The following is a 24320-nucleotide window of genomic DNA, read 5'->3' as shown; positions in this document are numbered from 1 at the left end:
TTTTTTCTCAGTCGTTCCCCTTCTTAAGATAAAGCAGGTGCCGTCAGCGGGCTAGGCACATTGGGGCGATCGGAACGAATTTGACCGTCACGAAACTGAATAATGCGGTGCGTGACAGCCGCCACATCGGGTTCATGGGTCACCATAATTACCGTCATGCCGGCCGCATTGAGTTGCCCAAAGATAGCAAGAATTTCCGCCGTGGTGTGGCTATCAAGGGCACCGGTAGGTTCATCGGCGAGCAGGAGTAGCGGCTGATTGACAATGGCGCGGGCGATCGCCACCCGTTGTTGCTGTCCTCCCGAGAGTTGATTGGGACGATTCTCAAGGCGGTGACCCAACCCCACCTGTTCCAATGCAGCGATCGCGCGATCGCGCCGTTCCTTGGGGGGAACTTGGGCATAGACCATGGGTAGCATCACATTTTCCAGTGCCGTGAGTTGCCCCAGCAAGTAAAACTGTTGAAAGACAAAACCAATCTTGGCATTGCGAATATGGGCGAGTTCATCATCACTGAGATGTGCCACATCTTGGCCATCGAGAAAGTAGCGGCCAGAGGTCGGGCGATCTAAACAGCCAATAATATTCATCATTGTGGACTTCCCTGACCCCGAAGCCCCCATAATTGCACAGTACTCTCCCCGCTGAATGTTGAGATTCACCTCCCTAAGGGCGTGAACTTCCGTTTCCCCCTGGCCATACACTTTAGAAATCTGTTCTAGGCAAATGAGCGGCGGATCCAGCATTACAATGAGGTGACAAGGCCATTTGCACTCATTCTAAAGCCTTTTTTCATAACCTTGGTGGCGAATAGATGGCGTATGGTAGAACAAACAAGTGAGTGAGGAGAATGAACCATGGGGTGCAAATCATTGCCAAGGCTACACAACACCGTCATCACCCTGGCGATCGCCAGTGGATTCACCCTTGGGGCAACACTGATGGTACCCCGCTCGGCCACTGCTCAACCCATGCCCGTCAGCCCAAGCTCCTATAGTTTTACCAGCATTAACCCCCTTCAGGACTATCTCCTGGGTGCAGGGGATGTGCTTTTCATTGAAGTGGTCAACCTGCCAGCCAGTGTTACTGGTCAGCGACAATTCACTGTTAATCTCGATGGCTCAGTCGCTCTACCGTTGGCAGGGCGGGTAATGGTGGGCGGCTTAACTCTCCCCCAAGCGGAGCAGGTGATTCTGAACGCCTATAGTAAAGTCCTCCGCTTTCCAGCGGTAACACTGACATTGCAAACCCCACGGCCGATGAAAATTCTTGTTGCCGGTGAAGTCACCCGTCCAGGGAATTACATTGTCCCTTTTACGTCGGTATCGGCTTCTGCCGGGGGTCTTGGACTTGGCGGTGGCTTGAGTTGGCCGCGGCTGACGCAAGTGTTGATTCAGGCGGGTGGAATTACCCAAGAGGCGGATATTCGCAATATTGAAGTGCGCCGTGAACTGGGGAATGGCCAAAGGGCAGTGACCAGAATTAATCTTTGGGAGCTGATTCAGTCAGGGGATGCCAATCAGGATATTACGCTGCGCAGCGATGATGTGATTGTGGTGCCCAAGGCGAAGGAAGTCAATGCCGCTGAAGCGGTACGGGTGGCCTCGGCAACGTTTTCACCACAGGTAATTCGGGTACAGGTTCTGGGTGAGGTGGCACGACCCGGTTTTGTTGAAGTGCCTGCCAATGCCACCCTTACCCAAGGAATTGGGGCAGCAGGTGGATTTAATGTGCAGCGTGCTAACACATCAAGGGTGACGCTAGTGCGGCTGAATCGCGATGGTACGGTCAGTCGGCGGCGGATTCCCTTTAGCTTGGCAGCTCAACCCAATGCCAACAATAATCCTGTGTTGCAACAGGGGGATGTGATTGTGGTGGAACGGTCAGGGCTAACGCAGGTGGGGGATACGATTGGGAATGCCCTGCGTCCTATCGGCGCCTTAGGAACCTTAGGAGTGTTCCTCAACTTAGTTAACATATTTGATTAGGAATGGCGTACTACTGATGTCGCTCCCACAAAAGATACCCAATTTACGGGTCGTTGATCGCGAAGCGCGTCCTGCGGGCGATCGCCAGCGAAATCCATCACGGTTCAGCACCAGAAAGAGTTCTCAAAAGGGTGGGCTGCAAGCTTTTAGCGATCGCTGTCGGCGACGGTGGCGACTACTGTCAGGAACGGTTTTACTCTCATTCTTGGTCATGGGGGGGTATGTTTTCTGGCAACCCGAAATGTACGAGGCCTATTTTCGCCTTCTGATGGAACCAGTGAAGGAACCACAGCCTGCGCCAACCCTGACCCCCCGTGATGGCATTGCCAGTACCCTCCCCTCCCCGCCGCCAACCACACCCCCTCCAGTGGATGTGGGGTCGCAGATTCTCGTTCTAGAAAGTGACAAAGTACTAGCTCCCATTGCCCAGAAACTACAACAGCAGTATCCTCATTTGACCACGCGGGTCTTAGCTGAGCATCTGGAAATTCGACCAGTGGTTAGTTCCGCCACAGAGCAACTGCCGACCCAAACAAAAGTACTAGAAGTGGTCTATCGCGATCGCCAGCCAGAAATCGTGACCGCAGTATTAAAGGCCGTGGCAGAGGCGTTTGTTGACTACAGTCAGCGCGATCGCCAAGAACAACTCAATCGCACCCTAGAGCAACTGGACAAAGACATCAATCAGCACCTTACAGAATTAGAGCAACTCCAGCAGCAACTCCAAGCCAGCCAACCCCAAGGCACGAGCCTGCAACCCTCAGAACAACTGCGCTTTTTAACAGAACAGTATCGCCAAATCCATAGCCTGCGCCAAGCGGCTCGCCTGAAGGCCGTGGAAGCCTACGGTCGTTTTCAAGGGTTTCAAGAACAACTCAAGATGACGCCCGCAGAAGCCCTAGCAGCAGCGAACTTAAGTACCTCCCCTGCTTATCAGCAACAACTGGCACGCATTCAAGAACTGGATCAAGAAATTGCCAAGAATCTAGCCATTTTTCGGGAAGGGACACCCGTTATCCAAGCTCTTGAGGAACAGCGGCGAGTTTTGGTGGAGCAATTGCAGGCGATCGCCCGCCAAGTGATTGGTGAGCAATATCAAGTGGACAACCCCACGGCTCTAGGCTTTCAGGGAACAGTGTCACAAACGCTGATTACCAACTACATTACGGCGTGGATTGAATACGAAAACCAGCGGCGCTATGATGCTGAGCTTGCAGCCCCCCAAGCGGCGGTTGCCCAACAATTACAACAACTGAGTAGCCAACTCCCCGCCATTGATCGCCTTGAACATCGGATTCGGACGGCCAACCTCTCCCTTGAGATGCTCAATCAAGCCCGACAGGCAGTGCAACTACAACTGGCGCAGAATCACTTTGCGTGGCAGGTGTTGACGGATTTAGAGAATCCCGCTGTCCAACCCACCTTCCCGCGCTTACTGCTGTTGGTGCTAGGGGCGATCGCCAGCCTTGTGTTGGGGGTTCTGGCTACTTATGTTGCAGATGCAGCCGCCAATACGTTTGTCAGTCCAGCCCAAGTGGAAGATGCCCTCGGCTTGCCCCTCCTTGGCAAAATTCCCAAGGCAACCCCCCAAACCAATCTCCGCTTAGAGCGCGCGGTGAAGGGCAATTCAGGGCTGTGGCAGGTGACTCAAGTCCTACCCTTTGTCGGGGAATGGGTGAAGTTTCAGGAAACCTTTCACCATGTGTTTGCCAACCTCCAGGCCGTGGGTTTGGGGCATTCGTTAGCCGTGATTTCAGCCCTACCCACTGATGGGCGCACCACCGTTGCTCTGCATCTTGCCCTTGCTGCCGCAGGCACGGGGCAGCGGGTTCTGCTGATTGATGGGGATTTACGGCGACCCCAGATTCACCGCTATCTCGGCCTGACGAATGAACAGGGCTTGGCGGATTGGTTAATTCATCGGCGGCACTGGTATAGCGTTGCTCAGGCGCGGCGCGGTCTGGCAATTTTAACCGCTGGTGAGTTGCGGCAACAGCCGATGCGGCTCCTCAGCCAAGACACGCTCAAACAGTTCATGGCTCACCTGAAAAACTATTTTGATCTGGTGATTGTGGATACACCCCCCTTGGCCAACTTTGCTGATGCCAAACTCTGGTCGGGACTGGTGGATCAGACCCTTGTGGTAGTGAATCTGAAGGCACCCCAGCAGCCTGTGCGACTAGCCTTGGCAGATTACAGTTTGGGGCGTGGTAGCGCTCTGGGCGTTGTGGTGAATCTCGCCTAAGGTTAAGCTATTCCTCAAAGAACCAAAGTTCCTTGTTGATACTCTCATCCAGTACTTGGGGGGGGCGTAAGACGAGCAGGAGTTGGCCAAGAATTGGCGCTGTAGGGGGTTCAGGAAACCAAGCCAGTTGGACAGGATCGCTGGCCGCAGGTGCAATCAACAGATAGCGATCGCGATCCCATTCTGGAAGACCACGATCCACTATCAGGAGCACTTGTTCAATGGGGAGTCCCTCAGGCGTAGGCGGTAATTCTGCGGGTAGGTCTGCCACTGGCCAAAGCACCGCGACTGGGTCAACAGCATTCAGGAGAACCTGCCAACTGGGGAGAGCCACGAGGGTCATGGGTTGAGGAACAGCGACTAATTGCAAGGCGCCTGTAGAAGTTAACTGGGGCACTTGATTAAAGGCTGCAGCAGCGAGCGGGGCTGTTCCTGCGACCGGAACGAGGTAGGGCAGGTCTTCAGCGGAATCCAAGCGGTAAAGGGGGAGTCGGGGTTGGCTAGCAGCGGGAACCACGGTAAAGTCCGTCAGCAGTTTTTCAAGCGCTTGGCGACCTGTGGCGGATTCAACAAAGCGAAAGCCTTGGGCAATGAGGCGCGATCGCTGGGCTAAATCGCGTTGCTGCCGCGCCAGTTGCCAATAGTAGCGACCAATGCGATCGCCCACACTCTCACCAAAACCTGCACTCTCATCCTTTTGATAGCTCACGGCCTTGAGGGCACGGCAGACCTCATGAACCGCAGTGACATCCAGTTGTTTCTCAACAATGAGTGTGGCTGCTGCAAGGCGATCGCTCCCTGACAACACCCGCAGTTCATAGAGCAGATCGCTGCCCCGCGTTTGAAAATAGGCACGCACCGCTTCCGGCGCCTCGCGCAGGCTCTGACTCACTTGCAGGGCAATGATCAGTTGATTTTGGTGGATGGGTTCAATGCCCGTGGCCTCAAAAATCGCTTGGGGAGATAGCCCTTGTTTTTGCAGTTGCTGGCATCCGGCTCCCCAATCCTGCCAAGTGCCCTCCTTGCGGCGTAGGCGTTGCAGCACTTCCGTTGTCAGGGCATCCTGTTCTTGACTCATTTAATCACCTCCTATTGACAGGGAAGCATGCTATACAATTGCCTAAGATTGCCTAGCGATCGCGCACCGTTGTCCCTTGGCGTTGAATGGCCAGCACCTCCACCCGTGCCTGCACATCAAACTTTGCCCAAGTCTTCTTGAGGGCAGTGGCAATGGCGGAAGCGGTAACGGGATCCCCGAGGGCTAAAAGCGTGGGTCCTGCGCCACTAATGACCAAACCGTGGGCACCCGCCTCAAGAGCCGCCCTGTGGAGGTCGGTATAGCCTTTGATCAGACTTTGGCGGTAGGGTTGATGCAGGCGATCGCCCAAGGCCAGTTGCAGCCACTCCCGTTGACCCGTTTCCAAACCCCGCAGCAGAGCACCAAGGTGACTGATATTAAAAACTGCATCACCGTAGGTACAGTGGGGGGGCAGCACTTGCCGCGCTGTTTCCGTGGCTAGCTCAAAGTCTGGAATCGCCACAATCGGCACCACATCCTGATCCCAAGGAATCTCTAGCCAATGCCATCCCCCTGCACTCCCTTGGACAGCAAGACGACAGCCCCCTAGCAAGGCCGGCACCACATTATCGGGGTGGCCTTCCATTTCAATGGCCAATTCCAGAACCTCGGTATGACTGAGGGGAAAGCCCGCCAGCCGATTGGCCCCTACTAAGCCGCCAATAATTGCGGTTGCTGAACTGCCGAGGCCCCGTGCGAGGGGAACCCCCAGATCAATCTCTAAATACACAGGTGGGGCTTCACGCCCTAGATATTGATAGAGACGGTGGTAGGCACGATAGACCAAATTGTCGGAGCTACTGCTGACACCGGCTGCCTCAGTGCCCCGCACATTGACATGGGGGCGATCGCTCAAGGAAAAGGTGAACGTATTGGTGAGGGTCAGAGCGGCTCCTAAGCAATCAAACCCCGGACCCAAATTAGCCGTTGTTGCTGGCACAGTCACCACTGTCATCATCGGTTACACTTCCTCCCCGGTACCAAAGGCGCGATCCCCCGCATCCCCTAAGCCAGGCACAATAAAGCCCTGCTCATTCACTGTCTCATCAATCGTGGCTGCATAGACTTGCACTGCGGGAAAATGGGCACCGAGTTTCTGCAAAGCTGGCGGCGCAGTGACCACGGAAATGATTCGCACCAAGGCTGGGTCAATCCCCCGCTGCACCAGTTCCTGCATTGCTGTCATGATTGAACCTCCCGTCGCCAGCATCGGCTCACTAATCAGGACACGGGTTTGCGGGTCAAACTGCGGGGGCAACTTATTGAGATAGCAACTGGGTTCAAGGGTGGCCTCATCCCGCACAATCCCTAAGTGGTACGTCTTTGCTGTCGGTAAGACCCCTTGGGCACCGTCGAGCAAGGCCAAACCCGCCCGCAGAATGGGTACCACCACGACGGGTACTTGCGGATTCACCACCAGCGCTGCACAGGGGGCAAGGGGCGTTTCAACCACTGTTTCCACCGTTGGCAACCATTCCCGCGCCGCCTCATAGGCCAACCAGCGACCTAGTTCTGTCATGGCTACGCGAAACAGAGGGGTGGGCGTGTTGCGATCGCGAGCCACCGTTAGCCAATGTTGAATGAGGGGATGAGGGGGGACATAAATGCGCAATTGGGGGGTCACAGTATCGCTCCAATACGTACCCGGCGAGCTTTCCTATTCTCCACTGAAATCGTCCCTTTTAGACACGGCCAAATCGCCGCTGTCGCTGTTGGTAATCCCGGAGCGCCTCATGGAAAGCAGCGCGGTCAAAATCCGGCCAGAGGGTCTTGGTGACGTAAATTTCTGAATAGGCCACCTGCCACAGCAAAAAGTTACTGACGCGCATCTCGCCACTGGTGCGAATCAACAAATCGGGATCCGGTAGGCCGCCCGTGTACAAATGGCGTTCAAAGAGTACCTCATCAATATCGGCGGGGTCAAGGCGTCCCGCTTTCACTTGGGCTGCAATCGAACGGCAAGCGTGGATAATTTCCCGTCGCCCACCATAGTTGGTTGCCACCACAAATTTAATTTTTTGGTTATTGGCCGTAGCGGTCATCGCTCGCTCAATTTCCGCTTGTAGGGAGTTCGGCAAACACGCCAAGTCACCCACAAAGTGAATTTGCACGCCCTCGGCAACCATTTCCGCCAGCTCCCGCCGCAACACTCGCTCAAAGAGGGTCATCAGAAAATCCACCTCCGGCAGGGGGCGCCCCCAGTTTTCTGTGGAGAAGGCGTAGGCGGTCAGGGCTTCAATGCCCCAATCTTTGCAACAGCGCAGCAGATCCTTGAGGGTGTCCACCCCGCGTTGGTGTCCCATAATTCGCGGTAAATTGCGCTGCTTTGCCCAGCGGCCATTACCATCCATAATCACCGCCACATGGCGAGGTAGGCGATCGCGATCTAGATCTTCGGGTAACTCAATGAGTGAATGGGGCTGTAGCATCATGGACACATCCTATTGGCGGAAATTAGCGCAGTGGCCATACAGTCTTCCAAAATTTTAAGCTGTGCCGACGTTGACGGGGTTGTGAAGTTGCCGTCCCTTGATCCTGCACATATTGCCGCAACAATTCCCCTAGTTTACTGCTTGTGAGGGGACGTTGAAGCTCCCCCTTAAAGGCAAGGGAAATTGACCCCGTTTCCTCAGAGACCACTACACAGACACAGTGGCTAATGCGTTCGGTAATCCCTAGGGCGGCGCGATGGCGAGTGCCCAACTGCCAAGGCCCCGTGCGATCCGAGAGGGGCAGGATCAACTTTGCCGCAATCACTTCAGCCCCCCGCACCCAAATTGCGCCATCGTGCAGGGGGGAACTCACCTGAAAAATTGAGGTAATGAGTTCCGGTGAAAGGCGGGCATTGAGGGCGATCCCTGCATGGGTAAAATCTTGGGGGCTGAGCTTTGTATGGGTTTCCAGCAGAATGAGTGCCCCCGTACGATCTTGAGATAATCCCTTCACGGCCGTCACAATCAAATCAACGGCATCATTGGTCAGGCTCGACTCGGCCACGGGCTGCATAAAGCCGAAAAACTGTCCTCGTCCCAACTGTTCCAGAAAAATGCGAATTTCCGATTGCAGAATAACGGCTAAGGCCACCGCAGAGCCAATCACTAAGTTGTGCAGCACAAAGCTCAAAAACTGTAGCTCAATGGCACGACTGAGGGAGGTTGCCAAAAGGAGGAAGATAAAGCCCCGTATCATCCAGAGGGTTCGCCGCTCGGCCACAACCCGCAAAATAGCGTAGGTTAGGGTCAAGACCAAAACCACATCCACGACTGTTCGCACCTTGGCCAGTGTCTGCGAGGACAGCAGCAGCCACGACAAGTTACCTAGGAGGCTTATCATCCCATCGTGCTCGTCACCTCCTAGGGGGCGGGGGTGCTCAATCGCAGGGGCAAGACATCATGGGCCACCAAATCAGCGTAGGTTTCCCGTTGCAGGATCAGGTTGGCTTCCCCCTCACAGACCACCACCGCCGCCGGCCGGGGCACACGATTGTAGTTGGAGGCCATGCTGTAGTTGTAGGCACCCGTACTGGCCACCACTAAAATATCATTGGCTTGCAGGGGGGGTAGGGTGACTTGGGGCAGCAGAATATCGCCCGATTCGCAGTGCTTACCGGCAACACGCACGGTTTCTGTGGCGGCAGTGGTCATGCGATTGGCACACAGGGCTGTATATTGCGCCTGATAGGTAATCGGTCGTGGATTATCGGACATCCCCCCATCGACAGCGATATAGGTGCGTAGCTCAGGAATCACCTTACGGCTGCCCACCGTGTAGGCCGTCACTGCCGCAGGTCCAACGATGGAGCGACCCGGCTCACAGATGAGTTTGGGTAAGGGAAGATGGCGTTGCTGACAGGCTTGGCTCAGTTGATGACTAATGGCCTTTGTCCAGTGGGCGATCGCCGGCGGGTTATCGGACTCGATGTAGCGAATGCCAAGACCACCCCCCACATTCAGTTCGCGCATGGGTAGCATCGCTTCACGGGCTTGAGCCAGCCAATCCACAAGGACATCACAGAGGTCTAAATGGGGTTGTTCCTCAAAAATCTGTGAGCCAATGTGGGCGTGGAGTCCGACCCAGTCCAGTTCGGGATGCGCCTTAGCAAACTGAAGCAACTCTGGAAACTGTTGCGGGTCAAAGCCAAATTTGCTGTCTAGATGTCCAGTGCGGATATATTCGTGGGTGTGGCATTCAATCCCCGGTGTCAACCGCAACATGACGCGCGGTGGGGTCGAGAGATCATGCTCCTCAACGTAGGCAGCAAGGCGCTCTAGTTCTAGCCAGTTATCGGCAACAATCGTGCAATTGACCTCAAGAGCATAGAGGAGTTCTTGGGGGGACTTGTTATTACCGTGGAAGTAAATGTGGCTGGCGGGGACGCCGGCACTCAAGGCAGTGTAGAGTTCACCCCCGGAGGCCACATCAATCCCCAAGCCTTCACTGTGGGCAAGGGCACAGGTGGCCAAGCAGTTCCAAGCCTTTGAAGCGTAGAGCACCAAAAATTCACCACCGTAGGTCTGCTGGAGGGTGTCTTGGTATTGACGGCAGGCGGTGCGAAAGGTGAACTCATCAAGGATGTAGAGGGGAGAGCCAAACTGAGCCACTAACTCCACCACATCACACCCACCAATGGTGAGATGGCCTCGGGCATTGGTTTGCGCAGTCAGGGGTAAAATTTGTTGATTGGCAGCAAGCGGGGTGGAGATCATGGGTCAGTATCGGCAGAAATTAGGGGAATATAAAGAACAAATCGCTATTCTTAATTCTAGGGGGATTTGGGCGATCGCTCTCTTCATCTGTTGAGTCTCTGCTGAACCTGTAGTTCATCGAACCGTCCCTCAGCTATTTTGCTGCTGTCCCTGTCCAATTGAGGAAAAAGGGGGGTAGCCCTTCTTGGCCGTTGATCACAATCACTTGGGGCACTTGGGCACCGCCTTCACGCCATGCTTCGATCGCTTCCTTTTGCAGCACTAACTGGCCACCCGGAGCTTTGAGGGTTTCGGCAAGGAGGCGTTGGGCTTCCGCTTTCCCTTGGGCACGGTTAATTTCCGCTTGCGCCTGTTGAGCCGCCTCTTGGGCGATATAGACCGCCCGTTGTGCCCGCTGCTCAGCAATTTGCTTATCCTCGACGGCCTTGGAAAATTCCTCGGAAAAGTCAAGGTTAACGACACTGGTATCCAGTACGAGAATGTGGTACTTGGCTAGGCGATCGCCAAGGGCATGATCAAAATCCTCCTTAAGTTCATCCCGCTTGGTAATAGCCTCCTCCGCCGTGCGACGGGCAGCAGCAATTTTGAAGGCCTCTTGGGTCTGGGGAGCAATGATTTTGGCGACGATATTTTCTAGGGTCCCTTGGGTGCGGCGCACATCCACGATGGCCATGGGGTCTAGGCGAAAGTTGATGGCAAAACTGGCGGTAATGTCCTGCAAATCTTTGGTGGCACTTTCCGCTGGCACTTCAAACTTCTGTACAGTTACGTCATAGACATCCACACTGGCAATAAACGGCGGTTTCCAGTGGATGCCCTCGAGGAGGGGAGTATCCTGAGCTTTACCCAAAATACTCAGCACCCCTGCTTGGCCAGGATTAATAATCACCACGGCATTCAAAAGGACAACCAGCAAGACAATGGCGATCGCCACCACTGAGGAGGTGAGCCGCGAACTGAGGAGTTGATTCATGACCCAAGAATTGAATTTCTGCTTTGATTATAGGCGGTGCTTCCCGCCGATCCGGAAGGCAATTCCTTGCTAGAGTACAGATAGTCTGTCATTTGCTGAGCGTCCTATGCGGTTGCCCCTTACTGCTGCCCAAGCGGCCTACTATGGTGATGCCTACTATCGCACCCCACCCCCCGATCTCCCTTCACTGCTGTTGAAGGAGCGGATCGTCTATCTCGGCATGCCTTTGGTGCCAGCGGTTACGGAACTGATCATTGCGGAACTGCTCTATCTGCAATACGACGATCCCGAAAAACCCATCCGCATTTACATTAACTCGACGGGAACCTCCCGCTACGATGGCGAACCCATTGGCTTTGAAACAGAAGCCTTTGCCATCTGCGACACCATGCGCTACATTAAGCCCCCTGTGCATACGATCTGCATTGGTCAAGCGATGGGGATGGCCGCCATGTTGCTCTCAGCAGGGACAAAGGGGTATCGAGCCAGTTTACCCCACGCCACGATTGTTCTGCACCAAACCAAGAGCTATGCCCAAGGACAGGCCACCGATATTCAAATTCGTGCCAAGGAGGTTCTGGCCAATAAGGCAATGATGGTGGAAATTTTGGCGCAAAATACTGGTCAACCCCCCGAACGCATTACCCGCGATATGGATCGGCTGCTGTACATGACCCCACAGATGGCGAAGGAGTACGGCATCATTGACCGCATCCTTGAACCAGAGGCTGTTGCCAAGAAACTGCCAGCACCCTTGACCTAGTGCAACACCGCCGCCCAGTCACGGCCAATGCGAATCGTAATATCCGAAGACAGCACCCCCGTGGAGTTGGCGGATACTCGCCCCATGCCAAGGACAGAACGAATCATTTGCGCAGCCCCAATATCCCCTTGCTGTGCCACAATCTCTGTTTCGGGGGTTTGCTGATACCACTCTTCACTGATGATCACATTGGTATAGCCGTGGTGGGCGAGGAAATCCGCCATGTCTTGGGCAGCGTCACTGTTACCGGAGGCATTTTGCAGCGCAATGCGTAGCGTCCCTGTTTCACGCCACGTATGGTCAACCAGCTTTGAGGGGCGATCGCTAAAGTGCTCAGCAACCACCCGATCAATGCGGTCATAGTCAGGAAGCCAGTAGCTGACCTCATAGCTATCACCACTAAAGCGTCCCGGCAGCAGAATCAAACGCAGGTTGTCTGGCTCAATGCGCAAACTAAATTGGGCGATCGCCATCAGTTCGGCAAAGGTTAAATCCGTATCCACATATTTTTGCAGGACGCTGTAGATTTTCGGCACCTGGGTCAGCATGACGGGATTGGCCAGTTTCTTTTGCAGCGCCTTGATCAGCATTTGCTGCCGCTGGGCACGACCAATATCCCCCAGTTCATCGTAACGAAAGCGAACAAAGCCCTCTGCTTGCTCCCCGTTCAGGGTTTGCAGCCCCGGTTGAAGATCAATGTAAAGTTTTTGGGTGTGATCGGTATAAACCATCCGCTTGGGCACGTTGACCTCGACACCGCCCACCAGATCCACCAATTCTCGAAATGCATCTGTATCAATGCGAATGTAGCGATCAATGGGGGTATAGTTGAGGATTTCGCTGACCACCCGCACCGTTAGATCGACCTCTCCATAAACATTGGCCGCATTAATTTTGTCGATGCCATGTCCGGGAATTTCCACACGGGTATCACGGGGAATACTCAAGACCGTAATCGTGCCATTTTCAGGGTTAAACCGCGCCAGCAGCATCGTATCCGTGCGACCACGGAACCGTTTCGGAGAACCTTCAGGGGCATCCAAGACATTATCCACCCCCAGTACCAAGAGGTTCACTGGCCGACTCATGCCATACTGGAACCCCCGTGTCATCATTTCCAGCCAAGAGGGATCCCGTTGGCCACGATGGTTCGTGCCCTGAAAGGGTGACATCAAAACAAATGTCATGCCCGCAAAGGCAGAAACCAAGGACACACCACTAAAGGCAGCAATCCAGCCTAGGGTACGCCATGGCGAAGGGCGCGATCGCTGACCCCTGCTTTTTTGAGATACTTTTTGCCTTCCCCGACCACCCACAGTAGAACTCACCGATTTACGCTGTTGAACGCCTCTTGCCACAAACTCACTCCCGAAATAAAAACCAATCGTGGGCTAGTCGGGTGGACGCAATCCCTGTCTTTAGTGTAGGGGATTGATTACTGATCCCGCACTTATACCTATTGAACTGCCCCAAGCAAGGCTTGTTTCTATTTTTCGGCCCATTCCTGAGATTTATGCACTGGGCATTGGAGACCGTTCCGCTGGCAGCTTAGTAGAGCCGCTCAAGGACATAATCTGTTAACTGGCTGAGGGCCTGACGCGGTTCCGACGGAGGCAGCACTTCAAGCGCCGGTAGAGCCGCTTGGGCATATTCCTTGGCTAAATTGCGGGCGTCTTCAATGGCACCACTTTGGCGCACTAGGTTGAGGGCGGTTTCCAAATCCCCTTCTTCACTAAACTCTCGCTCAATGAGGGTATGCAAGTAGGGCGCTTTGGGTAGGGCAAAGAGAACCGGTGCAGTTAGGTTGCCATCCCGCAGATCTGAGCCAGCGGGTTTCCCTAGTTCTGCGGTGGAGCGGGTGAAGTCAAGGATGTCATCGACGATTTGAAAGGCTAGACCCAAATTTTTGCCGTAGGTGTACATGGCCTCGATGGTTTCTGGCGGCGCTTCACTGAGAACCGCTGCCGCCTTGGCACTGTTGGCAATGAGGGAAGCCGTCTTGTAGTAGGTTTTCAGTAGATAGTCGTCTAGGGTAATGCTGGTGTCAAAGCGGTTAAAGCCTTGGCGAATTTCCCCTTCAGCAAAGTCTTTGATCACTTGGGAGAGGAGCTTCACCACTTGCAGGTTATCCAAATCCGCTAAGTACCAAGAGGCTTGGGCAAAGAGAAAGTCTCCTGCTTGAATGGCCACCCGATTGCCAAAAACACTGTTGACCGTGGGCACACCGCGCCGTAGTTGCGCTTGATCCACCACATCATCGTGAAAGAGACTGGCGGTATGAATCATTTCCGTAATTTCTGCCAAGCGGCAGTGCCGGGGAGTAATCCCCTGATCGGGCAGCGTGGCTCGCGACACCAAAAAGACAATGGCGGGTCGAATGCGCTTTCCACTGGCAGCAAAAAGATGTTCGGCGGCAGCAGAGAGTACGGCGTGTTGTGCTCCAATCAGTGCCTTCAGGTTCTCCGTTAGTACACAGAGATCCGCTTCGACAGGTGAAAAAAGAGAGGTTACCGAAGTCATGGACGGGCTGGCCGCAGAAGTTACGAAATTTTACAGAATCCTAGTTGTATTCTAAGCGAACCCTCCAATCTTGGGTAAGGGTTCCGATGAATTTTCAGCTAGGCTCAAAATTGAGAGCCACCCCGCTCGTAGGGTCAAACAGATAAAGATGACGAGCCTGCAACTGGAGAGGGTCACCCATTTGAGGGATTTGGTGATTAGGGGCTAACCACAGCAGTTCTTGGGAACTATCCATGAGGCGACAGCGGACAATGGCTTCGCGGCCTAGGGGTTCAACGAGGGTGGCGATCGCCCTTAAGCCCTTCTCACTGATGGACAAATGCTCTGGGCGAATGCCCACGGTGAGGGGTTGTTCACTTTTTAGCGGCCAATGGGGGGTGTCTGGACAGGGCAAGGGCTGCTGCGCTAGCCACAGGCGGCTGCCATCCCAGCGAGCGGGCAGTAAATTCATCGGCGGGGTGCCCAAAAATCGCGCCACCATGGTATTGGCGGGTTTGTCGTAGAGATCAGCAGGGGTGCCAATTTGCTGGATTTGACCGCGATCCAGTACCACAATGCGATCGCCAAGGGTCATGGCCTCCACTTGATCATGGGTGACATAGAGGGTGGTAATGCCCAGTTGTTGATGTAATTGTTTCAGTTCAGCACGGGTTTGTTCCCGCAATTGGGCATCAAGGTTGGAGAGGGGTTCATCGAGGAGAAACACTTGGGGCGATCGCGCCAAGGCCCTTCCCAAGGCCACCCGCTGTTGCTGACCACCGGAGAGTTGACGCGGTTTGCGCTGCAGCAGGGACTCAATCCCCAGGAGCTTAGCCACTTGAAGAATCCGTTGCTGCCGTGTGGCCGGATCAACACCGCGCATTTTCAGACCAAAGCCAAGGTTTTCGGCCACGGTCATGTGGGGATAGAGGGCATAGTTCTGAAAGACCATTGCCACATCGCGATCGCGCCCACTCAGGCCATTGACACAGGTATCGCCAATGTAGATCTGCCCACTGGTGGGCTGCTCCAAGCCAGCAATGAGGCGCAACAGGGTAGATTTGCCACAACCCGAAGGACCGACAATCACCCAAAGCGCCCCTGCGGGCACAGTTAGAGAGAGTGGACCAATTCCCACTCCTGGAGCAAATCGCCGCGTGACTCCCTCTAAGCGCAGTGTGGCCGCCACAACCTATCGCCAGCCCACCCACGTAAAGAAATCTTGGCCAGTGACCCACTCCAGCACCAGCAGGGCAATAAAGCCAACCATGGCAAAGCGGCCATTGATCAGCTCTGCATAGCGCGACCAACCAAATTGTGGGGTCAAATCATCAGGTGTCGGTTCACTCATGGTGTTTAGGTATGCAAAACAACTTCTTTAGCTTGGCATAGAGCCTTCACTTTGTACTCACATTTTAGAAGAGGGCTGTTTCTGCTGTAGGGCGGTGATCACTGCCTTAATTTGGGCTTGACCAGCAGACTTTGCAAATCGCAGCGGAAACTTACCCCGTCGCAATAACCGCCAGCCCAAGGGGGCAAGGCTTGCCACACCCTTGAGATCTCGAAAACGATTGCCCACTACTTGGAGGCCAAATTGTCGCTCATCCACCCAGCCGCCTTCTTTCACCAGTTCCAAGAGCACTTGCCGATGGCGGAGGGGTCGCTCTTCATTGCGGCTTGCCCCTGTTGAGCGGGCTAAAATGGCCTGCTTGATCTCACTAATGCGATCGAGGGGTTGTACGCCCACGGGACACACGGTGTTGCAATTAAAACAACGGGTACAGCCCCACACGCCACTGGTGGCAGTGTTGTATTGGTCTAGGCGTTGGTCAGTTTCGCTATCGCGGGTATCGGCCACAAGGCGAGCCGCTTTGGCAAGGGCATGGGGACCGACAAAGTTGGGATTGACTTCCACGGCATTGCAGGCACCGTAGCAGGCGCCACAGAGAATACAGTTACCCGCAGCATTGAGTTTGGCGCGATCGCTGGGGGATTGGAGAAACTCCCGCTCAGGCACTTGTCGTGCCGCTGTACCCACATAAGGATTAACGGCTGAAAGTTTTTGCCAAAAATCGCTCATGTCCACGACAAGGTCTTTGAGGACAGGCAAATTCCCCAAGGGGGCGATCGCAATTTGGTTGGGAACAGGACTATTGGCTAACTCGGCGCGAATACTTTGCTGACAGGCAAGGGCAGAACGACCATTAATCGTCATCGCGCAACTGCCGCAGATGGTGTTTCGACAATTCTTGCGAAAGCTAAGACTACCGTCTTGGTATCCCTTGATTTGAATGAGGGCATCAAGAATGGTGAGGGAAGGATCAATCTCTAGTTCAAAGGTTTGCCAATAGGCGCTCTTGTTGGGTGCTTGGCGGCGAATCGTCAACTGAATTGTCATATGCTGGCGTCAGCCCAGTGTAGTTTCCAGTGTATAGCAAGCACTGCGGCGATGATGAAAGTTGCAAAATCCCTACTTTACTTTCTGATCACAGGCCTCCTAGAGCTGGGGGGAGCCTATCTTGTCTGGCTGTGGCTACGGGAGCATAAAAGCATTGGGTATGCCTTAGCGGGGGCGATCGTCCTTTTTATGTATGGCATGGTACCGACGCTGCAACCTGCGCATTTCGGTCGTGTTCAGGCTGCCTATAGTGGCATTTTCCTGCTGGTGGTTCTGTTTTGGGGTTGGGGAATTGATAAGGTGCGCCCCGATAAGTTTGATTTGCTCGGTGCTGGGGTTGCCCTCCTAGGAACGCTGATTATCATGTACGCGCCAAGAAGCCATTGACAGCGTCGCGATCGCCCCAAGGTCACTCTATAAGCTGGGCTTATTTAATCTATTTGAAAGTAATGTTTATTAAATGTGTGTGTTGCTGAAGAATTTACTATAGAGTAAGGCAAGCAAATCAAAAAGCTTGAATAGATAAAAGACTATGTTTGCGCCGTTGACCAACGGATGCAGGGAGGGCGATCGCCCAAATAGTCTTCTATCAACTTCAACATCTACAGCCCCATGGATAGCCCCTGATAATTAAGGAGGAATAGTACTGTGGATTTTCTCGGTCAGTTTTTGCAAGATTTTGTCAAGCAATTACAGTCGCCTACCCTTGGCTTCTTGCTGGGGGGCATGGTCATTGCAGCGCTGGGCAGTCAACTTCAGATTCCCGATGCCATCTATAAGTTCATTATTTTTATGTTGCTAATGAAAGTCGGCCTCAGCGGTGGGATTGCGATTCGCAGTTCCAACCTACAGGAGATGCTCTTGCCAGCACTCTTTGCTGTGGCGATGGGGATTCTCATTGTATTTATTGGCCGTTATACCTTAGCAAAGCTTCCGAAGGTCAAAACCGTGGACGCGATCGCTACCGCAGGTTTATTTGGGGCTGTAAGTGGTTCGATGTGAGTGGTTCGACCATGGCAGCAGCACTAACGGCTCTGGAGGCGCAGAAAATTAGCTATGAACCTTGGGCAGCCGCACTGTATCCGTTCATGGATATTCCGGCTCTGGTGACAGCCATTGTCGTTGCCAGCATTTACCTCAAGAAAAAACAGGAGAAAAAGGCGCCGGCTGCCCTCAGTGCCGTTGGTGCCGATGCGGGTGCAGGGAGCGCCACAGGTTATGCCGGGAGCACGAGTGAGTACCGCAGTCAACAAAGCAAACGAGTCAGAATCTGGCCGATTGTCAAAGAAAGTCTGCAAGGGGCAGCCCTTTCGGCACTGCTGCTGGGCGTTGCCTTGGGCATCTTTACCCGTCCCGACAGTGTCTATGAGAGTTTTTACAACCCTCTGTTTCGCGGTTTACTCTCGGTGTTGATGCTCGTTATGGGGATGGAGGCTTGGTCACGCTTGGGTGAGTTGCGTAAAGTTGCTCAATGGTATGTGGTCTATGCCGTGGTGGCGCCCCTCGTTCATGGCCTGATTGCCTTTGGTTTGGGAATGATTGCCCACTATGTCACTGGCTTTAGCCTTGGGGGTGTGGTGATTCTAGCCGTGATTGCCTGCTCTAGTTCCGATATTTCTGGGCCGCCAACATTACGGGCAGGGATTCCCTCCGCTAACCCTTCCGCCTATATTGGTGCTTCCACCGCGATCGGGACTCCCATTGCCATTGGCCTAGGAATTCCGCTTTACCTTGGCCTTGCCCAAGCAGTCATGGGCGGCAGCTAGTGACCCAAACGCGCCAATTTCACTCAAGGAGGTACTCAGAATGGCCAAGCCAGCAAAGAAGCTCGTGATTGTGACCGAGAAGATTCTCTTGAAAAAAATTGCCCAAATCATTGATGAGGCTGGGGCGACTGGCTACACCGTGATGGAAACCGGCGGCAAAGGGAGTCGCAATGTGCGCTCCTCTGGTCAACCCAGCGTTTCCGATACCCAAGCCAATATCAAGTTTGAGGTACTCACCCAGACACGGGAAATGGCCGAAAAAATTGTGGATCGGGTGGCAGTCGAGTTTTTCAACGACTATGCAGGCATTGCTTACATCTACGATGCCGAAGTGTTGTACGCCCACAGCTTTTGTGGTCCTGAGGGCTGCTGAAATTTCTGGGGCTTGACAAGACGCCTCCTAATTTTTTAAGCTAAGAATCTGTTGCGGGTATAGCTCAGTGGTAGAGCGCAACCTTGCCAAGGTTGATGTCGCGCGTTCGAATCGCGTTACCCGCTTTTGAAATAGCAAGCGATCGCCCTCTTCTTTTGAAAAGCACTTAGCTCTTTGCTAATCGGTATCAGCATGAAAATAGCGGTAAATTTTTTCCGCTAGACGGGGGCCGACCCCATGTACCTGCGCCAACTGTTCGGGCGTGGCCATGCGGATGTAGTCAATGGAACGAAAGGTGGCGAAGAGTTCCTTTTGGCGTTGATAGCCCAAGCCGGGAATTTGGTCGAGGTGCGATCGCCGTTGGCGTTGGGCGCGTTTTTGACGGTGGAAGTTCAGGGCAAAGCGGTGAGCCTCATCGCGGACGCGGCGTAGCAATTGCACCCCCGGTTGCTCTGGATCGGTCGGCAGAGGCTGGCGGTGGTGGGGTAGGAAAATCTCCTCCCGCTGTTTGGCCAAGCTGAGGAGGGTGAGATCTCCTAGGAGCGGCTCCAAGACCTGAACTACGGCGGACAGTTGCCCCTTGCCGCCATCAATGAGGACAATATCTGGCCAGTCATCAGCCTCTGGAGGGTCACCCTTGCCCTCAAGATAGGGGGCAAAGCGGCGGCGGAGAATCTCGGCAAGACTGGCAAAGTCGTCGGAGTGGCCAAGTTTTACTTCAGGGTTGCGGATGTTGTAGTGGCGATAGTGCTGCTTGGCGGGCAAGCCATCAATAAAGACAACCCGTGAGGCCACGGCGTCAGACCCTTGAATGTGGGAAATGTCGTAGCCCTCAATGCGGTGGGGCAGGGTGTCAAGGCCAAGGAGTTGGGCTAAATCTTCAAGAGCCATTTGGGTGCGATCGCTGGCCTGTTGAATGCGTGCCAATTCTAATTCTGCATTGCGTTGCACCATGGCAATGAGTTCTGCTTTTGCCTGCCGCTGGGGGACGGTGAGGGTGACGGCGCGGCCTTTCTTTTCGCTCAAGTAGGTACGCAGCAGATCCGCCTCAGGTAGGGGATATTGCAGCAAAATTTCACTAGGAATTTCTACATCTTCAACTTGGGCGTAATGTTCTTCGAGCACCCGCTGCAAAATCGTGCCCACACTGCCACTTTGAGCATCGGCAACGAAGGCCAAGCGTCCCACCAAGCGACCCGCACGAATTTGAAAGAGTTGAATGGCAGCATGGCGATCGCCGAGGGCAAGGGCAATGGCATCCCGTGACACCGTATCGTCCGGCAAGGACACCTTTTGATCCACTCCTAAATGCTCAAGGCCACGAATTTGATCCCGTAGTCGTGCCGCCAGTTCAAAATTCAGATCCGCCGCCGCTTGCGCCATTTGTGCTTGGAGCTGTGCCACGAGTTCCCCTGTGCGTCCCTGAAAGATCATGGCCACCTTGTGCAGCGTTTGCCGATACTCCTGCGGTGAAATCAGCCCTTGGCAGACCCCCGGACAGCGGCCAATGTCATAGTTCAGACAGGGGCGATCCTTAAAGAGGGGGCGGGGACGTTGCCGCAGCGGAAAAAGCCGCTTCACAAGGGCAAGGGTTTGGCGCAGGCGAAAGCTATCGACATAGGGGCCATAGTAGCGATCCTTGGGGGAATCACTGCGAGTATCGCCGACATTACCCAATTGGCGTTTGCGGGTAATGAAAATGCGGGGGTAGGGTTCTGACCACGTAATACAGACGTAGGGATATTTCTTGTCATCCTTGAGGAGAACGTTGAAGTGGGGCTGATGCTGCTTGATTAAATTGGCTTCGAGGGCAAGGGCCTCGGCTTCCGTATCGGTGACGATGAATTCAATGTCCGCCACCTGATAGACCATTAATTCAAGGCGCGGCCCCAGTTGGGCTGGCTCACGAAAATAGGAGCGCACCCGCGATCGCAGGCGTTTGGACTTGCCAATGTAGAGAATTTGATCCGTCTTGTCCTTGAAAAAATAAACGCCGGGAGTCAAGGGCAGTTGCCGCAAGATCTGTTCCAAGCGATCGCGATCCTGAATCAAGGGCTGAAGCATGCTGCCACCTCCCCTAGAGCTTTGCCGCTGTGGCTCCTAACCAAGCCTCCAAATGTGCCCGCTGACTCGGCGTGGCATCGGCACGGCACTGCACCTGATAGCGGGGCTGAGGGTCTCCCAACATCAATGTTCCTGAGTACAATTGCTGATCATGGAACCATGTCAAGTGAATCGTCTCTCCCACTGGGTATTCCCGCAATCGCTCTGACCAGTCCTCCGCCTTGACGCGCCACCCATTGAGGGCAATGATTTCATCCCCAGCCACCAAGCCTGCCTGTTCAGCCGGGGAGTTCCGCAGCACTGCCTTGATTTGCAGAGCGCCGTGTTCCTGCTTGAACTGAAGTCCCGTATAGGGCAGCGCGTCTTGGGGCACCAGTTCCAAACCCACTTTAGCCAACCACTCCTGAAGGGGGAGTTCTACGGTTCCTTCAATGAATTGCTCGCGCCATGTGCCAAGGTTTTCATCGGCAACGGTTTCAATCGTTTCCCACAGCTCATCGGGGGTATAGCCCTGACCTGTCTCGCAATACTGCTGCCACAACCGCCGCAGGACATCGAGGAGCGATCGCTGGTGATTAAAATTCAGACGAATCCGCAAATCCAGCAACAGTGCCACTAGCTCTCCTTTGAGGTAGTACGACATCTGCGAATTGATGCTATTTTCGTCAGGGCGATAGAGCTTAATCCAAGCATCAAAACTAGCAGCACTCAGGGATTGCACCCAACGACCGGGGGTATGTAGGTAGCGATTGAGGCTTTCGCTCAGTAGTTTAAGATAGGCCTCTGCATCAAAGCATTCTGCCCATAGGGGAATCAGTTGATCGAAATAACTGGTCACTCCCTCTGCAAACCAAAGGCTGGTGGTGTAATTCTCACTGTCGTAGTCAAAGACCTCGAAGGCTTGGGGCCGAATCCGCTTGACATTCCAGAGGTGGAAAAACTCATGGGCCACTAAACAGAGGAAGCGGCAATACTGCTCCGCTTGCTGAAAGCCAAAGCGATGGAAGATCAACGAGCAGCTATTGAGATGCTCCAGACCGCCGTAGCCCTTGTGGGTAAGGTGCAAAATAAAGACATAGCGATCGTAGGGCAGGCCGCCAAAGAGACTTGCCTCGGTGGCAATGATCCGCTGCATATCGGCGATCGCCCGCTGCGGCTCAAAATTGCCCTTGCCCCACACCGCCAATTCATGGGGTTTACCGTCCACCTCAAAGGCATAAACAGGGTGGGTACCCACCTCAAAGGGGCTATCCACCAGCAGATCGTAATTTGCTGCCCAAAAGGTGAAGCCATCCTCGCCAAAGGGTTCAAGCGGAGTCGTCACCCGCCAGTCCGGCGGTGCCACAATTGTTACTGTTAGGGGCTGATCGCGATATTCTGGCACATAGAGGCAGACCGCTGCCGGATTGAAGTAGGCATGGCTGCTATCAAAGTGGTTTGTGCGTACCGAGAGTTCATGGGCATAGATGGCATAGCGCACTTCCAGTTCTTGACCGGGGGTGCAAGCCACCTGCCACTGATTTTTACAACACTTCCACCACTCAAGAGGAGTGCCGTCAGCGGCCGTTACCGTAAAGTCCTGAAGATGCCGCGCATATTCGCGCACAAGGTAGGAACCCGGCGTCCACACCGGTAAGTGCAGATCAAGAACATCGGTTTGCGGTGCCGTTAGCCGCAGCGTTACCCATAAAAGATGCGTGTGCCCCTGCTGGCAGTTGATTCTGTAGGCCATGGCAGGGGGCTGAAGAGAAGACTCAGAGGGGGAAGGATGAATGATCGTATGCGTCATACCCCTCAGTGTAGTGAACTTTGGCGACGCTTACAATTTCACTTCAATATCTACGCCCGCCGGCAAGTCCAACTTCATCAGGGCATCAATCGTTTTCGGTGAAGGTTGGTAAATGTCGAGTATGCGACGGTGGGTACGGGTTTCAAAATGCTCCCGTGAGTCCTTGTCCACGTGGGGCGATCGCAGAACGCAGTAAATTCGACGGCGAGTGGGTAGGGGAATTGGGCCAACGGGGGAAGCGCCGGTTCTTTTTGCAGTATCGACAATGCGATCGCAGGAAGTATCGAGCAAGCGATGATCAAAGGCCTTAAGGCGAATACGAATTTTCTGTTGTAGAGCAGCCATAGGAATCTTCCTTACTTGTCAAGGTTCAGAGACAATCCGACAAAATTCAGACAAAAAAGGCCGCCAACACCACAGAAAGGCTAGCGGCCATAAGATCAACTACTTCAGGATTTTGGAGACAACACCCGCACCAATCGTCCGGCCACCTTCACGGATGGCAAAGCGCATCCCCTGCTCAATAGCAATGGGCTGGATCAGTTCCACGGTCATTTTGATGCGGTCACCAGGCATCACCATTTCAGCGGCGCTACCATCATCAGCGGTGAAGGAGGTAATCGTACCGGTCACATCGGTGGTACGCACATAGAACTGCGGACGGTAACCAGCAAAGAAGGGGGTTTTACGGCCACCCTCTTTTTCAGTGAGCACGTACACTTCACCCTCAAATTGGGTGTGGGGCGTAATGGAGCCGGGTTTGGCAATCACCATTCCCCGTTCCACATCCTCTTTTTTCAGACCGCGCAGGAGCAAACCAGCGTTGTCACCGGCAATCCCCTCTTCGAGGCTCTTCTTGAACATTTCAATACCGGTGACCGTCGTTGTGCGAGTTTCCCGCAGACCCACGAGTTCAACGGTTTCGTTGAGCTTAATGCGACCCCGCTCAATCCGACCCGTGGCCACGGTACCCCGACCGGTGATGGAGAACACGTCTTCTACAGCCATCAAGAAGGGCTTATCCACATCCCGCTCAGGGGTAGGAATGTAGTTATCCACGGCATCCATTAGCTCGTAGATTTTATCGACCCACTCATTTTCACCACGTTGGGTTTTCGGGTTGGCGGTCATGGCTTCAAGGGCTTTTAGACCCGAACCACGGATGATGGGCACTTCGTCACCGGGGAATTCATATTCGCTGAGGAGTTCCCGCAGTTCCAGTTCCACCAGCTCCAGCAGTTCTTCGTCGTCCACCATGTCCACTTTGTTCAGGAAGACAACAATGCTGGGCACCCCCACCTGACGAGCCAAGAGAATGTGCTCTTTGGTTTGGGGCATCGCACCATCAGTAGCGGCCACCACGAGAATAGCACCGTCCATTTGGGCGGCACCCGTGATCATGTTTTTCACATAGTCAGCGTGGCCGGGGCAATCCACGTGGGCATAGTGACGTTTTTCAGTCTCATACTCCACGTGAGCCGTGTTGATGGTAATCCCACGGGCTTTTTCCTCAGGGGCAGCATCAATTTCATCGTATTTGCGAGCCTGGGCTTTCCCTTGGGCAGCCAATGTCATGGTGATGGCTGCGGTCAGTGTGGTTTTACCGTGGTCAACGTGACCAATCGTACCGATGTTAACGTGGGGTTTGGTTCGTTCAAATTTAGCGCGTGCCATGTTG

The 24320-nt window shown here is 54.1% G+C and carries 24 protein-coding genes and 1 tRNA gene; 8 read left to right on the top strand and 17 right to left on the bottom strand.

The genetic code is table 11. From position 1 onward, the window contains the following. Positions 1-23: 23 nt before the first annotated feature. Positions 24-746 carry an ABC transporter ATP-binding protein gene (locus tag RHJ02_RS11450; protein ID WP_206200265.1) on the bottom strand — a complete coding sequence of 241 codons (723 nt, stop codon included), beginning with the start codon at positions 744-746 and terminating at the stop codon, positions 24-26. Between the two features lie 111 nt (positions 747-857). Between RHJ02_RS11450 and RHJ02_RS11445 the strand changes: the two genes are divergently transcribed. After that, positions 858-1988 (top strand): polysaccharide biosynthesis/export family protein, encoded by a 1131-nt coding sequence (locus RHJ02_RS11445; protein ID WP_310800241.1) that lies wholly within the window; start codon positions 858-860, stop codon positions 1986-1988. Between the two features lie 16 nt (positions 1989-2004). After that, positions 2005-4233, top strand: coding sequence for an AAA family ATPase (locus RHJ02_RS11440; RefSeq protein ID WP_310743070.1), 2229 nt, complete (start codon positions 2005-2007; stop codon positions 4231-4233). A gap of 7 nt (positions 4234-4240) precedes the next feature. Here RHJ02_RS11440 and RHJ02_RS11435 read toward each other — a convergent pair whose 3' ends face one another. The 7 genes from RHJ02_RS11435 to RHJ02_RS11405 all read right to left on the bottom strand — a co-directional run bounded on the left by RHJ02_RS11435 (position 4241) and on the right by RHJ02_RS11405 (position 10990). Further along, the gene (locus tag RHJ02_RS11435) at positions 4241-5311 is read right to left on the bottom strand and encodes a RuBisCO accumulation factor 1 (RefSeq protein WP_310453609.1); all 1071 of its coding nucleotides are present in this window, start codon (positions 5309-5311) and stop codon (positions 4241-4243) included. Between the two features lie 52 nt (positions 5312-5363). Then, positions 5364-6269 carry a homoserine kinase gene (thrB, locus tag RHJ02_RS11430; protein ID WP_310743069.1) on the bottom strand — a complete coding sequence of 302 codons (906 nt, stop codon included), beginning with the start codon at positions 6267-6269 and terminating at the stop codon, positions 5364-5366. Positions 6270-6272: 3 nt separating this feature from the next. Then, the gene (gene upp / locus RHJ02_RS11425) at positions 6273-6935 is read right to left on the bottom strand and encodes a uracil phosphoribosyltransferase (protein ID WP_149819559.1); all 663 of its coding nucleotides are present in this window, start codon (positions 6933-6935) and stop codon (positions 6273-6275) included. 58 nt (positions 6936-6993) lie between these two features. After that, positions 6994-7743, bottom strand: a complete 750-nt coding sequence (gene uppS, locus RHJ02_RS11420; protein ID WP_310453608.1) for a polyprenyl diphosphate synthase — start codon at positions 7741-7743, stop codon at positions 6994-6996. A 22-nt stretch (positions 7744-7765) separates the two neighbouring features. Then, positions 7766-8644: a diadenylate cyclase CdaA gene (gene cdaA / locus RHJ02_RS11415; RefSeq protein WP_206200259.1), complete on the bottom strand. Its 879-nt coding sequence runs from the start codon at positions 8642-8644 to the stop codon at positions 7766-7768. 20 nt (positions 8645-8664) lie between these two features. Next, positions 8665-10017 carry a diaminopimelate decarboxylase gene (lysA, locus tag RHJ02_RS11410; RefSeq protein WP_206200258.1) on the bottom strand — a complete coding sequence of 451 codons (1353 nt, stop codon included), beginning with the start codon at positions 10015-10017 and terminating at the stop codon, positions 8665-8667. Between the two features lie 133 nt (positions 10018-10150). Next, a complete protein-coding gene (locus RHJ02_RS11405; protein ID WP_206200257.1) occupies positions 10151-10990 on the bottom strand; it encodes a prohibitin family protein in 840 nt (279 codons plus the stop codon). Between the two features lie 106 nt (positions 10991-11096). Between RHJ02_RS11405 and RHJ02_RS11400 the strand changes: the two genes are divergently transcribed. After that, complete coding sequence (locus RHJ02_RS11400; RefSeq protein WP_310744570.1) at positions 11097-11753, top strand: ATP-dependent Clp protease proteolytic subunit; 657 nt, start codon at positions 11097-11099, stop codon at positions 11751-11753. On the opposite strand, the gene RHJ02_RS11395 is transcribed toward RHJ02_RS11400, so the two are convergent. From RHJ02_RS11395 to RHJ02_RS11375, 5 genes are all read right to left on the bottom strand, one after another. Then, positions 11750-13111 (bottom strand): LCP family protein, encoded by a 1362-nt coding sequence (locus tag RHJ02_RS11395; protein ID WP_310800240.1) that lies wholly within the window; start codon positions 13109-13111, stop codon positions 11750-11752. The genes RHJ02_RS11400 and RHJ02_RS11395 overlap by 4 nt on opposite strands. 190 nt (positions 13112-13301) lie before the next feature. Next, positions 13302-14273, bottom strand: coding sequence for a solanesyl diphosphate synthase (gene sds / locus RHJ02_RS11390; RefSeq protein WP_011057594.1), 972 nt, complete (start codon positions 14271-14273; stop codon positions 13302-13304). 94 nt (positions 14274-14367) lie between these two features. After that, positions 14368-15441: an ATP-binding cassette domain-containing protein gene (locus RHJ02_RS11385; protein ID WP_310800239.1), complete on the bottom strand. Its 1074-nt coding sequence runs from the start codon at positions 15439-15441 to the stop codon at positions 14368-14370. A 3-nt stretch (positions 15442-15444) separates the two neighbouring features. Next, complete coding sequence (locus RHJ02_RS11380; protein ID WP_206200252.1) at positions 15445-15603, bottom strand: chlorophyll a/b-binding protein; 159 nt, start codon at positions 15601-15603, stop codon at positions 15445-15447. Positions 15604-15660: 57 nt separating this feature from the next. Beyond that, entirely contained in the window at positions 15661-16650 is a 990-nt protein-coding gene (locus RHJ02_RS11375; RefSeq protein ID WP_302677522.1) for a succinate dehydrogenase/fumarate reductase iron-sulfur subunit, read from the bottom strand. 54 nt (positions 16651-16704) lie between these two features. Here RHJ02_RS11375 and RHJ02_RS11370 point away from each other — a divergent pair, with 54 nt between their 5' ends. From RHJ02_RS11370 to RHJ02_RS11355, 5 genes are all read left to right on the top strand, one after another. Continuing rightward, positions 16705-17037: a YnfA family protein gene (locus RHJ02_RS11370; protein ID WP_206201697.1), complete on the top strand. Its 333-nt coding sequence runs from the start codon at positions 16705-16707 to the stop codon at positions 17035-17037. A gap of 261 nt (positions 17038-17298) precedes the next feature. Continuing rightward, positions 17299-17652, top strand: a complete 354-nt coding sequence (locus RHJ02_RS13165; RefSeq protein WP_399372920.1) for a sodium-dependent bicarbonate transport family permease — start codon at positions 17299-17301, stop codon at positions 17650-17652. A gap of 11 nt (positions 17653-17663) precedes the next feature. Beyond that, the gene (locus RHJ02_RS11365; RefSeq protein WP_399375682.1) at positions 17664-18416 is read left to right on the top strand and encodes a sodium-dependent bicarbonate transport family permease; all 753 of its coding nucleotides are present in this window, start codon (positions 17664-17666) and stop codon (positions 18414-18416) included. A gap of 40 nt (positions 18417-18456) precedes the next feature. Further along, the gene (locus tag RHJ02_RS11360) at positions 18457-18789 is read left to right on the top strand and encodes a P-II family nitrogen regulator (protein WP_181494899.1); all 333 of its coding nucleotides are present in this window, start codon (positions 18457-18459) and stop codon (positions 18787-18789) included. A gap of 53 nt (positions 18790-18842) precedes the next feature. After that, positions 18843-18914: transfer RNA gene (locus tag RHJ02_RS11355), tRNA-Gly, on the top strand. A 52-nt stretch (positions 18915-18966) separates the two neighbouring features. On the opposite strand, the gene uvrC is transcribed toward RHJ02_RS11355, so the two are convergent. From uvrC to tuf, 4 genes are all read right to left on the bottom strand, one after another. Further along, positions 18967-20853, bottom strand: coding sequence for an excinuclease ABC subunit UvrC (gene uvrC, locus RHJ02_RS11350; RefSeq protein WP_310800238.1), 1887 nt, complete (start codon positions 20851-20853; stop codon positions 18967-18969). A gap of 13 nt (positions 20854-20866) precedes the next feature. Continuing rightward, the gene (locus RHJ02_RS11345) at positions 20867-22642 is read right to left on the bottom strand and encodes a PDZ domain-containing protein (RefSeq protein ID WP_310800237.1); all 1776 of its coding nucleotides are present in this window, start codon (positions 22640-22642) and stop codon (positions 20867-20869) included. Between the two features lie 30 nt (positions 22643-22672). After that, a complete protein-coding gene (gene rpsJ, locus RHJ02_RS11340; RefSeq protein WP_149819531.1) occupies positions 22673-22987 on the bottom strand; it encodes a 30S ribosomal protein S10 in 315 nt (104 codons plus the stop codon). A 99-nt stretch (positions 22988-23086) separates the two neighbouring features. Continuing rightward, the gene (tuf, locus tag RHJ02_RS11335; protein WP_149819529.1) at positions 23087-24316 is read right to left on the bottom strand and encodes an elongation factor Tu; all 1230 of its coding nucleotides are present in this window, start codon (positions 24314-24316) and stop codon (positions 23087-23089) included. Positions 24317-24320 lie beyond the last annotated feature (4 nt).

The sequence above is a fragment of the Thermosynechococcus sp. TG215 genome, assembly GCF_031583455.1.
In the GTDB taxonomy this organism is placed as follows: domain Bacteria; phylum Cyanobacteriota; class Cyanobacteriia; order Thermosynechococcales; family Thermosynechococcaceae; genus Thermosynechococcus.
This window is presented reverse-complemented; position numbering and strand designations above follow the sequence as displayed.

Excerpts from the sequence above, each read along its gene's own strand:
- RHJ02_RS11450 (WP_206200265.1), bottom strand. The coding sequence starts at position 746 with ATGCTGGATCCGCCGCTCATTTGCCTAGAACAGATTTCTAAAGTGTAT.
- RHJ02_RS11445 (WP_310800241.1), top strand. The coding sequence starts at position 858 with ATGGGGTGCAAATCATTGCCAAGGCTACACAACACCGTCATCACCCTG.
- RHJ02_RS11440 (WP_310743070.1), top strand. The coding sequence starts at position 2,005 with ATGTCGCTCCCACAAAAGATACCCAATTTACGGGTCGTTGATCGCGAA.
- RHJ02_RS11435 (WP_310453609.1), bottom strand. The coding sequence starts at position 5,311 with ATGAGTCAAGAACAGGATGCCCTGACAACGGAAGTGCTGCAACGCCTA.
- thrB (WP_310743069.1), bottom strand. The coding sequence starts at position 6,269 with ATGATGACAGTGGTGACTGTGCCAGCAACAACGGCTAATTTGGGTCCG.
- uppS (WP_310453608.1), bottom strand. The coding sequence starts at position 7,743 with ATGATGCTACAGCCCCATTCACTCATTGAGTTACCCGAAGATCTAGAT.
- cdaA (WP_206200259.1), bottom strand. The coding sequence starts at position 8,644 with ATGATAAGCCTCCTAGGTAACTTGTCGTGGCTGCTGCTGTCCTCGCAG.
- lysA (WP_206200258.1), bottom strand. The coding sequence starts at position 10,017 with ATGATCTCCACCCCGCTTGCTGCCAATCAACAAATTTTACCCCTGACT.
- RHJ02_RS11405 (WP_206200257.1), bottom strand. The coding sequence starts at position 10,990 with ATGAATCAACTCCTCAGTTCGCGGCTCACCTCCTCAGTGGTGGCGATC.
- RHJ02_RS11400 (WP_310744570.1), top strand. The coding sequence starts at position 11,097 with ATGCGGTTGCCCCTTACTGCTGCCCAAGCGGCCTACTATGGTGATGCC.
- sds (WP_011057594.1), bottom strand. The coding sequence starts at position 14,273 with ATGACTTCGGTAACCTCTCTTTTTTCACCTGTCGAAGCGGATCTCTGT.
- RHJ02_RS11380 (WP_206200252.1), bottom strand. The coding sequence starts at position 15,603 with ATGAGTGAACCGACACCTGATGATTTGACCCCACAATTTGGTTGGTCG.
- RHJ02_RS11375 (WP_302677522.1), bottom strand. The coding sequence starts at position 16,650 with ATGACAATTCAGTTGACGATTCGCCGCCAAGCACCCAACAAGAGCGCC.
- RHJ02_RS11370 (WP_206201697.1), top strand. The coding sequence starts at position 16,705 with ATGAAAGTTGCAAAATCCCTACTTTACTTTCTGATCACAGGCCTCCTA.
- RHJ02_RS11365 (WP_399375682.1), top strand. The coding sequence starts at position 17,664 with ATGGCAGCAGCACTAACGGCTCTGGAGGCGCAGAAAATTAGCTATGAA.
- RHJ02_RS11360 (WP_181494899.1), top strand. The coding sequence starts at position 18,457 with ATGGCCAAGCCAGCAAAGAAGCTCGTGATTGTGACCGAGAAGATTCTC.
- uvrC (WP_310800238.1), bottom strand. The coding sequence starts at position 20,853 with ATGCTTCAGCCCTTGATTCAGGATCGCGATCGCTTGGAACAGATCTTG.
- RHJ02_RS11345 (WP_310800237.1), bottom strand. The coding sequence starts at position 22,642 with ATGACGCATACGATCATTCATCCTTCCCCCTCTGAGTCTTCTCTTCAG.
- rpsJ (WP_149819531.1), bottom strand. The coding sequence starts at position 22,987 with ATGGCTGCTCTACAACAGAAAATTCGTATTCGCCTTAAGGCCTTTGAT.
- tuf (WP_149819529.1), bottom strand. The coding sequence starts at position 24,316 with ATGGCACGCGCTAAATTTGAACGAACCAAACCCCACGTTAACATCGGT.